This is a genomic window from Nostoc sp. DedSLP04 (genome assembly GCF_034530775.1).
Taxonomy (GTDB): Bacteria; Cyanobacteriota; Cyanobacteriia; order Cyanobacteriales; family Nostocaceae; genus Nostoc.
This window is the reverse complement of sequence record NZ_JAVRCL010000037.1, coordinates 1-11,098: the sequence shown is the minus strand read 5'-3', so window position 1 is coordinate 11,098 and position 11,098 is coordinate 1. Positions and strand designations below refer to the sequence as shown.

Sequence of the window (11,098 nt, the reverse complement as noted above, 5' to 3'; positions counted from 1 at the left end):
GAGTCTTTGATACTCGTTAATCCACCTCGGAACTCCGTTAACGAGTCTTTGATCCTCGTTAATCCACCTCAGAACTCCGTTAACGAGTCTTTGATACTCGTTAATCCACCTCAGAACTCCGTTAACGAGTCTTTGATCCTCGTTAATGAAGCTATAATCTCCATTCTTTTACCTGACTTTTCGCGTTATATGGAAAAGTCCACTAAAAACCTAACCCCCAACCCGTGGCGGGAAGGGGGAAAATTCAAAGTCTCTCTCCTTTTAGGAGAGAGATTTAGAGAGAGGTTTTCCAGATGCCGTGAAAAGTCAGATTCTTTTACGTCCTGCTTCTTGTCCCATGCGCCATGCCCTATCCCTCGATTTTATTTGTATCAATATTAAATTTACGGGCGATCGCTGCGATTATTTCTTGTTCGTGTGGTGTAGTTTTATTATCAAGCTGGGCAATTTTTTTACACTGAGCCAGCAAGGGTATGGCAAAATCACGATTCAGCTGATTGAGCAGTATATCTAAAGATTTAGGTGATTTGATATTTTGAGCAATCGCATCCAACGAGGTAGGACTGAGTTTTACAGCTTGTAATTCTGGCAAAATTTCTTCTAAAGTCTTGTCTGGATGACTAGCAAGGATCATGTGAACTAAGATTTGATCCATGACTGCTTCTTGAGCGATCGCACTTTCTAGATACTTTTCACTTTCGGCTTTTAATGTTGCTAATGTCTGTGGTGATGCTAAGGAAGTTGATTCATCCAGCTTGGCTTCGTAAAATCGACAAGCAGCATAGCCCAATGAATAGATCATCGTTGCATTGGAACTAGCTGCAATCACTGCACCCGCCAAGGGCACATTTCGCAGCAAGCCTAACCCCGCAGCTTTCAACAAACGCCCTCCACCCAAAGCCAACCCAAAAATTGCTAAAATTTCACCTTTACGAGCAGGATCTTTTAAATCTAGCCCGTAGACAGATGCAATTTGATAAAGCATTTCTGACTGCAATTTTGTTGTGGCTGTTAAATCAATTGCCAACAATGCCACTGCTATTCCTGGCAAAATACTAGTGGTTAGTCCAACTGTGGCTGCTTTAGTTGATTTTTCCACCATGATTCGGTGAGCAAGCTGGCTAGGTGATTCATTTGGATACTGTTTTTTAAGCTTGTTTACCGCCGCTTCTGCTTGTTCTAAATTAACAAGGTTACTATCGTTAATCAGCCAATTGAGATTTAAGACTCCAGATAGTTTTCTAATCAGCCAATTTTCGCTCAGACGATTTACAACCTGACCGCTGGTTTGAGTTGTTTGCTCAATAAACTTGTGTGTTTCTTTTGCTGTCGCTTCTCCTACCTCGATTGCTGTGTCTAAAACTGCTTGACCAGTCTCAGCAACAGTTTTAATCAAAGACTCTACTATAGACGGTTCATTTTCTACTGATGATTGAGTCTGGATTTTTACTTCTGAAGTTTCTCTGGATGAATTAACTAATTTATTCACCTCTATTTCTTGGAGTTTGTCTGCCATAGTTTGACACCATCTTGTAAAGCCTCTCTTTTTTTGTTGTAACGAAGTTTGAGGGGCTTTGACATCTCTCGATAAGTACAATTCGTCAGAGTAAATAAGAATGATTCTAAGCTTTAACTATAGACATAAGATGGATGACAGAGGTTCTGATTTTACCACTGATAACCTAATGTCAACAATACTTTGCCTTCTAAAATAGTGAGTATTTCTGGAGTCAGAACGCCCGCTTTTCTTTGCAATCTTGTTTTATCAAGTACCTGCAATTGGTGGCAAAAAGCAACTGAATCCTTTTCTAATCCACCTTCACTACTTTGAATTAATAAACAGGTTAAAAAACGCACGACGCAAATTTGTTGTTAGAGGAATGGTGATGATGGTGGTGGAAAATTCGGCGACAATATTATCTTGAAAAAGAATAACTGGTCTTGTGCCTCCTTGTTCAGAACCCTTAGTAGGATCTAAATTTGCTAGCCATACTTAACCTCGTTGAACCCTCATTTTAAATCTTCTTGTGTAAGTAGTTCTGCATATTCATCTAATCCTGCCTCCGCTAGTTGACGATCTTCCTGGGCAAATTCACTGTAAAGAGCGGCCATTTGATTTTTATCTATTTGCCAGCTAATATTTCTGCTGCGAAATTTGAGGAAGGCAATAAAATCACTAACTTGTTTGAGTTGTTCTTCATTCAATTTGTCTAATTCCTGGCTGAGGAACTCTTTGAGAGCAATCATTTAAGAGTCTCCAAAAATATGTGTTTAAGCTTTTTAAGGATGCAAATCTTATTTGAAGGTGACGAGATATTAAATTTACTTTACTTTTCCTTCTTATCAAAGAAAGCAAAATTGAGGTTGTGAACTCTCTGAATTTATGTGTAGCACACTTTTTACTTATTAACTCTACCTGTATCAGCTTTACTTTCTAAAAAGTCGTTATCCTGAAGAATTTCATAGAGATTAGTATCTTGCTCTAGCAAGCAAGCGTGTCCACAATGGGGCAACACTACAATCTTTTTATTTGGTAAGATGTTCCCTATTCGGTTGACTTCGCTTACAGAAGGCAAAAGGCGATCGCTAGCACCAGCAATCAACAAAACTGGTTGAGTTAAACGCTTTAACTGTTCCTCATCAACATGAAACTCTCGTAGTAAAGACAACCGCCAAAGAACGGTTTCTGACGGGACAGAACGCATCGTTTTTAGCAGATCGTGGCGATCGCTCCGAGAAATGCGTGACAAAGATGCTAAAAATGGCAACAAGCCTAATGCACCGACATCATACAATCCTGATGGCACTAGGTAAGTTAATTGGGATGCCCAACTTAACCAAGGGCGAAGCTGAAAGGACGAAGCTGGGTTAATTAGGATAATTCGCCTAAATAAATGGGGTGCTTGGATTGCCACTTTCATTGCCAAGCAACCACCAAAGGACTCACCGCACAGGTAAACTGGTCTTTGAGAGCTTTTTTCTAATTCAGCATCGATCAAGTCCAATACACTTTTAGTTAGGACATCCCAAGTGTTAAGGTCTTTCCGGGGGAGCGCCAAACAACGGACATCAAAGCCAGCTTCTAATCCAGCGGTTTGCGATCGCAATAGTTGACCAGTTCCATCCATTCCTGGCAAATATACCAAAAGTGGATACTCTGGCTGTACTCGTTTAGGAGTTAGAAAACAAGGATTTAGCTCAACTTCTGTGATAGTCATTGGTCATTAGTCATTAGTCATTTGTACTGAGCGTAGTCGAAGTATTGGTCAATGGTATAAAACTTTTGGACTGTCGATCGTTGCTTTCAAATAAAGTTCGGTGCTTCTTACCTAAAACAAACGTCCTTTTAGAGCAAGACATTGAAAGTCATAAGAACAATCCAAAATCCAAAATTGAATGGCTCTAATAGCAACCTTGACGCAGTAAATTGCTAATTTCGCCGTGACAGTGTTCTGTCAGTTCAGCCACAACAGTTCTGGCGTGTTTGCCATGATATTTTTTATGATGTTGGGGCGTAATCCAATAAGGACGACCGATTAACACCGCAACTCGACGATAAATTACCAAGGGATGCCAACCACTTTGCTTAAATAAAGGTTCTGAAGGGTCGAATACACTTAAAAGTCTTAATGGGAAGCCATTAGTGTTTACTTCTTCTAAGGAAGCGATCGCGATCGGCAAAATAGCTAAATCTTGCACATTCGCTCGTAATGCCAAATGGGCAAATCCGCGCTGAAACTCACCCACGTGGTTGGGCTGAGTAAATTTCACCATTGGTGCAGTCCCTTCTGGAAATACTCCCACCATCTGCTTGGACTGTAATAGCAATTGTGACTGCGAAAAAAAGCTTTGCTGGCGGTTTTGAGTTTCTTCCAAGGGAAAACACCCCAATTGACCGGTGACAATCTCCCGCATGACTGGAACTTGTCCCATGTAGTGATGGCAAGCAAAGCGAATCGGACTCGATAACGCCGCCATTAAAATCAGTGCATCCATAAAGCTGCGGTGATTGCTGACTACCAAGACGCTCGCATCCTGGGGAATGCGGTCTTCGTAATAGCGGAACATTTGCGTTGAGAATGCCGCCACCAAAGCGCGAGAAATCTCTAGGGGGCTATTTCCACTCATACCTAATCAATATATCTTCCAGTAAACATGGCAATTTGTCTTAATTTTATTTTTACATTTCTTTACTATCGCCATGACCGTCTTAAGATAGAAATATCTAATCTACAAGAGTAATTAGATTTTCTGCATTCTCAATTATGTATTCTTGAACACAAGAATATCTAATATAAACTATTCAAAAAAATTATGATTAGTTAGTTTCCATTTTTTAGGTAAAAATGAGTTTAATTGATGCGTATTAAAAAACGATTCTGGACTTGATAAACTTGCTAGTATGAAGATGTTATTGGAAAAAATGGTAATAATATTGTATAATTACCTGGTTTTGCCGACAAAAGGTAAGATGTAAAACGTTTTAATAAGTTAATTTTTATTTTGTATGAATCTAGTGAAAAAAAAAGAATTTACATTTGCGCTGACCACACCCCTATATTATGTAAACGATGTCCCTCATATAGGCAGTGCTTACACGACGATCGCAGCCGATGTAGTGGCGCGATTTCAGAGATTACTGGGACATCAAGTATTACTAATTACAGGTACAGATGAACATGGGCAAAAAATTCAGCGATCGGCAGAAAGTTTAGGGAAAGCGCCACAAGAATTTTGTGATGAAATTGTCCCTAGTTTCGTTAGTTTATGGCAATTATTAGATATTCAATACGATCGCTTTAGTCGGACTACTGCGCCTCATCATCAAGCGATCGTTAAAGAATTCTTTGAGCGAGTCTGGGAATCTGGTGACATTTACCAGGGACAACAACAAGGCTGGTACTGCGTATCCTGCGAAGAATTCAAAGAAGAACGGGATCTGCTAGAAGGACACCGTTGCCCAATTCATACTAACAAAGAAGTGGAGTGGCGAGACGAACAAAACTATTTTTTCCGCTTATCAAAATATCAAACTAAGCTGACAGAATTTTATCAATCTAAACCGGATTTTATTCAACCAGAAAGTCGGCGCAACGAAGTCCTCAGCTTTGTCAATCAAGGACTGCAAGACTTTTCCATTTCACGAGTGAATTTAGATTGGGGTTTTCCCGTACCAGTCGATCCCAAGCACACTCTCTATGTCTGGTTTGATGCGTTGCTAGGTTATGTCACAGCATTGCTAGAACCAGATGCAGAACCAACTTTAGCAAATGCTTTAGAAACATGGTGGCCAATCAACTTGCATCTAATTGGTAAAGATATTCTGCGCTTTCATGCAGTTTACTGGCCAGCAATGCTGTTATCGGCTGGCTTACCCTTGCCAGAGAGAGTCTTTGGACATGGCTTTTTGACCAAAGATGGTCTCAAGATGGGCAAAAGTCTGGGTAATACCCTTGATCCTGTGGCATTAGTTAAGAGCTATGGTAGTGATGCCGTTCGTTATTACTTCCTTAAGGAAATCGAATTTGGCAAAGATGGAGATTTTAATGAAGTTAGGTTCATTAATGTTCTGAATGCAGATTTGGCAAATGATTTAGGTAATTTGCTCAATCGCACCATGAGCATGGTGAAAAAGTACTGTGCTGAGAATAATGTCCCATCAATCGGCAATGAAGGGATTCCTGACGAAAATCCTTTGAAAGCCATTGGTTTACGTCTAGGGGAACAGGTAAAACAAGCATACCAAGAGCTAGCTTTCAGTCAAGCCTGCGTGGTCATACTTTCACTGGCGCAAGCCAGTAATAAGTTTATTGATGAACAGGCTCCTTGGTCATTATATAAACAGGGACAGCAGGAATCGGTCGAAAAGGTTCTCTACGCAGTTCTAGAATCGGTTAGACTGGCAGCTTATCTGCTATCCCCAATTATTCCGAACATCAGTAGCGATATTTATCAGCAACTGGGCTTTGGAATAAACTTTAACGATCAAATACAAAGTTCAGTTAATGCTCCTTTTGCCACCCATGCTACATGGGGACTACTATCGAGCAAACAACAGTTGGGTAAACACCAACCTGTTTTTCAGCGAATAGAATCCCCGAAAAACGATTAGTCCTTATCAAACTCTGATTTTGTTCAATTTTTTTATTTTCTCACAAAATTTATCGTGGCTCAATTTAAATTAGCTGCGGAACATTATCATAAGCCGCTGTGACTAGCATCTAAAAGTTGGTAATTTGTATCAAAAATAACAGGGATAAAAATTGAGGTATCACAACAATGTTGAATAATTTGGAAAACGATTCAATATTTACGCCAGAACAAGTTTTGGAAAATCGGGGTAGGGTCGCCATATTTATTGATGGCTCAAATTTATTTTACGCGGCATTGCAACTAGGGATTGAAATCGATTACACGAAGCTATTATGTCGATTAACAGGAGGTTCTAGATTACTGCGTTCTTTTTTCTACACTGGTGTAGATCGAACAAACGAGAAGCAACAGGGGTTTCTGCTGTGGATGCGTCGCAATGGCTATCGAGTCATTGCTAAGGATTTAGTCCAGCTACCAGATGGCTCTAAAAAAGCTAACCTGGATGTAGAAATAGCAGTAGACATGATGGCACTTGTAGATTCTTATGATACCGCAGTTTTAGTTAGCGGTGATGGAGATTTAGCTTATGCAGTAAATTCAGTCAGCTATCGTGGCGTGCGGGTAGAAGTTGTGAGCTTGCGTTCCATGACCAGTGACAGCTTAATTAATGTAAGCGATCGCTACATTGATTTAGAAGCGATCAAAGAAGATATTCAAAAAACTCCTCGCCAAAGCTATCCATACCGGCCTTTATCTGGGATCGGTTTTTTGGAAGACCCCAGAAGTAGTGATGGACACCTAGAAATCCAAGAATAATGGCGTATCAATTTCATAAAAGAGGGAGATGGGGAAAGAGAAAAATGCAAGATTTCTCCTCCACTCCCTCCTTTCTTGTTTTACCTTTGACCTTTTTATTGGTATTTGCTTTAGTCGCCTGTGGGGGTAAATCACCTCCAGCTTCCCAACAAAATACTGCTGATTCATCTAACAAAGATAGCAATTTGACTTTCTTTGATGTCACCCTAGAACAAGCAGATGAAGTGGGAAGACCAATTTGGAAAGTCAGGGCTAAAACCGCAAAATACACCAAAGAAAAACAAATTGGTCAGGCTGAAAGTCCTTATGGTGAACTATATCAAGATGGCAAAATTGTTTACCAAATTAAGGCAGATGTAGCAGACATTGAACAAGATGGGAAGCAGTTGTTTCTAAAAGGTAAAATATTTGCCACAGATCCTAGTAATGGGATTGTGTTGCAAGGTAATGAATTAGAATGGCGTCCCAAAGAAGATTTGTTGATTGTTCGTAACAAGATTAACGGCAGCCATAAAAAACTACAAGCAGTAGCGCAGGAAGTACGAGTTAAAACCCGCGAACAACGGATGGAATTTTCTGGAGGAGTAGTAGCAAATTCTATCGATCCCCAGATGCAAGTGAGAACTGAACATTTAATCTGGAATATTAAAGAAGAAAAACTGATTGGCGATCGCCCTCTAGAAATTGACCGCTACAAAGATAATAAAATTAGCGATCGCGGTAAGGGTAATTCTGCCGAAGTCAACTTAAAAACAAAAATTGCCACTATCCAAAAGAATGCTCAACTAGACTTACTAGACCCACCAATGCAAATAGCTAGTAACTCTATGACCTGGAACATGAACGCAGAAACTGTAACTACAAACTCACCTACGCGAATGTTCCAGCGTGCTGAAAATGTCACAGTGACAGCCAATCAAGGTGAAATGAAAATACCGCAAAAAACCGTTTACTTAAAAGGTAACGTCAACGCCGTTGGTCAGCGTCGCCAGTCTCTAAGATCCAATACATTAACTTGGTATTTAGATAATAAGTTAGTTGAAGCTCAGGGAAATGTTGTTTACCGACAAATTGACCCACCATTAAATTTTGTGGGTGAAACAGCAGTTGGTAATCTGCAAACAGAAAATATTGTTGTCAAAGGTGGCAGTTCTAGCGGTAGGGTAGTAACGGAGATTATTCCCCAAGAAAGAGCCAATCGTCAGCAGTAAAGTTAGGGTGAATAGGATCTGCTTTCACTCGTAAGTTTTGGGTTGGTCGAGTACTAGACTAGGATCTTAGTAATACAAGCCTTTTGATAGCCCATGAATGGATCAAATCGATTAGGTAAAAAATCCTTGCCAACATCCCAGCAAGCAGAACATCCCCACTATCACGATACAGACCACGAGCATACAGATGGTACTCATGGGACTGGAGAGTTGGCTCATCCCCACATCCATAGCGAAGAGTCTTTACGGCGAATTGTCAATCGATTATCGCGTATAGAAGGACATGTTCGTGGTATTAAGGCAATGGTCGAGCAAAATAGCCCTTGTCCTGATGTTCTACTGCAAATTGCCGCAGTGCGGGGCGCATTAGATAAGGTAGCGCGAATTGTTTTGGATGAACATTTAACTGAGTGTATTGCTAGAGCCGCACAAGAGGGTAATATTGACGTTGAAATTAAACAGTTAAAAGCTGCTTTAGATCGATTTTTACCTTAAGAATGAGAAAAATAATCTAAAATGCATTCGCAAAATTAGTGATGCATGAGTAGCAATACATCAAAAATAATATAGTGCATCGTGACATTCACCCGGCAACATCATATTGATAACTTGTAGATAACCTATTTTTATAGACTTGCCTTGTTTACTCCTAGAAAAAAAAGTGAACGAGGTAAAAACTTTTTCCATAAGATAATATAGCGGTTATCGAATGGAAAATACAGTTTGACTTCACTTCCATTCTTCTCTCCTAAAAGGAGAGAGGCTTTGAATCTTACTCCCCTTCCCTTATAAGGAAAGAACTGGGGGTTAGGTCTGTATTCCACTCAACTGATAACCGCTATATGCTGTAGGATTACGAAGTTTTTAGCTAAACTATGAGCGTAAAAAACTATCAGCTTAATTATTCTTTAACTAGCACTCTAGATAAACCACTAATTCTTTTTTTGCATGGCTTCATGGGTAATATTAATGAATTTGATGAAGCTATAAAATTACTATTTAACGAATTTTCCTATTTAACAATTGATCTCCCCGGACATGGAAAAACTCAAGTTTTGGGTGGGGACGAATACTATACAATGGCAAACACTGCTCATGCTTTAATCAACTTACTGGATAAGTTAGAAATTGCCAAATGCTTTTTAGTTGGTTATTCAATGGGTGGAAGATTGGCTTTATACCTAGCCTTGAATTTTCCAGAACGTTTTTATAAAGTTGTGCTAGAGTCAGCTTCCCCAGGTTTATCAACAGCAACAGAACGATTAGAACGGATTAAACTTGATACACAAATAGGTAGAAAATTAACAAGAACCTTTGAAAAAACTGATTTTATTGCTTTTCTATCAAATTGGTACAATCAGCCGATTTTTGGCGATATAAAAAATCATCCAGAATACGATCGCATGATTGAAAGTCGGTTGCAGAACAATTCACAGGAATTAGATAAATCATTGCGCTTTATGGGTACTGGATGTCAGCCTTCTTTATGGGAAAAACTACAATGCAGTACAATTCCCATGCTTTTACTAGTCGGTGAATACGATCAAAAATTTATATCTATTAATACAGAAATGGCTAAAATATGCGAATTTGTACAGCTAAAAATAATTAGCAATGCTGCACACAATATCCACTTTGAAAATCCTTTGGCATTTGTGGAAAATATCAAAAGTTTTTTATCCGCAGCAAGTTAAAAATTAGGATAACTTCACTACTTCTTTAGTGCCTTGCTAGAAGGAGTTGGAGATGGTGGCAAATTTGGGGCTGTTGGTTGTTTAGCTGCGGTTAATTCCTCTTGCAACATTTTCTGATAAACTTTAGGCAAAGAGCTACTAACAGAATTAGTTTCTATACCATATCCCAGACTTGTCCAAGTGGGAGAGAGTCGCCGCAAAACATCATTTAATTTTCCCTGACGCAACAGTTGCGAAATATTAGTTCCCCAAACTTTAGAATCATTTAACCAACGGTAAACTACTACATCTTGATATTCTGCTTCAAAACTATAAGTAGTCCAAAACATCATTCGCATCGGCTTTGGGTGATAAAGAGGAGCTAAACGATACCAAGTAATGTTGATAATTTGATATCTGCCAGCAGCGGTAGAACAATTTCCTGTATTAGGGCCTGTGACAATTGTGACGCATATCTCAGGATGTCGGCTAAGGTCGTTGACTTGCTGTCCCCCATACAACAGCGAATAGGGGCGGTTTCCACTAGCCTCACTTGCCGAGATAGTTCGCATTAAAGCGCGGATATAAGGGTCGCCCTCTTTCATCACCAAAGGCGGCTGTTTATTTTCAAAGATGGGATCGGGAGGCGATCGCAAGTCTCCAATATACCATTGCAACAAATACACAAAGCCGAGAAGCGCGGCTATTGGGCCAATAAGTTTTTCAACACCTTTGAATTCAAAGCCTTTCAGAGTCTGACTCCTTCAAATTCACTCTTTTTGCTAACAAAAATCACCGACGAACTGATTCGAGTAAAGTTCACACCTGATTGTTAGTTATTATTTCCGATTTGCTCATTTTTTGAGAAATTAGCAAAAAAGAGTATAAATACAGGAGTTTGTAAGTAACTGAGGTACAAAATGCCGGACTGACGCATCAAATATAAAGAGTTTCTACCTCCTGCCTTAAAATCCGTAGCTTTGTACTTCATCTAAAAGAAAACTACTGTAAGTATAACAACCGAGAGACTCGCAAAAATCTCGAATAAGTATAAAGTCAATTGATTATAGTAGCATCTGCTCTCAGTAATAATTGCTTCTTTGCTCAAATCGGGCGATAGGTCGATACAATCTCATTGCGAAGGTTTTGATTTAATTTGACACCAATGCCCAACTGCGATCCCCAATAAAAAGTCTGTATTACGACCGATTGAGAACTGCGAACCGTGAGATTGAGTATTTAATGATACTAATTAGACTTATCCGAAAATGGTAAATGTATACGGCAAAGGAATTTCAGCGATTA

12 protein-coding genes are annotated in these 11,098 nt (G+C 39.5%); 5 read left to right on the top strand and 7 right to left on the bottom strand.

What is annotated here, in order from left to right; genetic code table 11:
* Window positions 1-349: 349 nt before the first annotated feature.
* The 6 genes from RMX89_RS20845 to RMX89_RS20820 form a co-directional block, all read right to left on the bottom strand.
* A complete protein-coding gene (locus tag RMX89_RS20845; protein WP_322690275.1) occupies window positions 350-1,516 on the bottom strand; it encodes an EcsC family protein in 1,167 nt (388 codons plus the stop codon).
* A 152-nt stretch (window positions 1,517-1,668) separates the two neighbouring features.
* Window positions 1,669-1,857, bottom strand: coding sequence for a type II toxin-antitoxin system PemK/MazF family toxin (locus RMX89_RS20840; RefSeq protein ID WP_322690274.1), 189 nt, complete (start codon window positions 1,855-1,857; stop codon window positions 1,669-1,671).
* Window positions 1,823-1,933 carry a hypothetical protein gene (locus RMX89_RS20835; RefSeq protein ID WP_322690317.1) on the bottom strand — a complete coding sequence of 37 codons (111 nt, stop codon included), beginning with the start codon at window positions 1,931-1,933 and terminating at the stop codon, window positions 1,823-1,825. Before RMX89_RS20835 ends, RMX89_RS20840 begins: the two co-directional genes overlap by 35 nt.
* Window positions 1,934-2,010: 77 nt before the next feature.
* A complete protein-coding gene (locus tag RMX89_RS20830; protein WP_322669845.1) occupies window positions 2,011-2,247 on the bottom strand; it encodes a hypothetical protein in 237 nt (78 codons plus the stop codon).
* A gap of 152 nt (window positions 2,248-2,399) precedes the next feature.
* Window positions 2,400-3,218 carry an alpha/beta hydrolase gene (locus tag RMX89_RS20825; RefSeq protein ID WP_322690273.1) on the bottom strand — a complete coding sequence of 273 codons (819 nt, stop codon included), beginning with the start codon at window positions 3,216-3,218 and terminating at the stop codon, window positions 2,400-2,402.
* Between the two features lie 184 nt (window positions 3,219-3,402).
* On the bottom strand, window positions 3,403-4,128 hold the full coding sequence (locus RMX89_RS20820) for a 1-acyl-sn-glycerol-3-phosphate acyltransferase (RefSeq protein ID WP_322690272.1): 726 nt from the start codon (window positions 4,126-4,128) through the stop codon (window positions 3,403-3,405).
* 379 nt (window positions 4,129-4,507) lie between these two features.
* Between RMX89_RS20820 and metG the strand changes: the two genes are divergently transcribed.
* The 5 genes from metG to menH all read left to right on the top strand — a co-directional run bounded on the left by metG (window position 4,508) and on the right by menH (window position 9,814).
* Window positions 4,508-6,112 carry a methionine--tRNA ligase gene (metG, locus tag RMX89_RS20815; protein ID WP_322690271.1) on the top strand — a complete coding sequence of 535 codons (1,605 nt, stop codon included), beginning with the start codon at window positions 4,508-4,510 and terminating at the stop codon, window positions 6,110-6,112.
* Between the two features lie 167 nt (window positions 6,113-6,279).
* Complete coding sequence (locus tag RMX89_RS20810; RefSeq protein ID WP_069072029.1) at window positions 6,280-6,909, top strand: NYN domain-containing protein; 630 nt, start codon at window positions 6,280-6,282, stop codon at window positions 6,907-6,909.
* Window positions 6,910-6,953: 44 nt separating this feature from the next.
* A complete protein-coding gene (lptC, locus tag RMX89_RS20805) occupies window positions 6,954-8,120 on the top strand; it encodes an LPS export ABC transporter periplasmic protein LptC (RefSeq protein WP_322669841.1) in 1,167 nt (388 codons plus the stop codon).
* A gap of 93 nt (window positions 8,121-8,213) precedes the next feature.
* Window positions 8,214-8,615: a metal-sensing transcriptional repressor gene (locus RMX89_RS20800; protein WP_322690270.1), complete on the top strand. Its 402-nt coding sequence runs from the start codon at window positions 8,214-8,216 to the stop codon at window positions 8,613-8,615.
* A 380-nt stretch (window positions 8,616-8,995) separates the two neighbouring features.
* Complete coding sequence (gene menH, locus RMX89_RS20795) at window positions 8,996-9,814, top strand: 2-succinyl-6-hydroxy-2,4-cyclohexadiene-1-carboxylate synthase (RefSeq protein WP_322690269.1); 819 nt, start codon at window positions 8,996-8,998, stop codon at window positions 9,812-9,814.
* Between the two features lie 17 nt (window positions 9,815-9,831).
* On the opposite strand, the gene RMX89_RS20790 is transcribed toward menH, so the two are convergent.
* On the bottom strand, window positions 9,832-10,479 hold the full coding sequence (locus tag RMX89_RS20790) for a glycoside hydrolase family protein (protein ID WP_322669838.1): 648 nt from the start codon (window positions 10,477-10,479) through the stop codon (window positions 9,832-9,834).
* Window positions 10,480-11,098 lie beyond the last annotated feature (619 nt).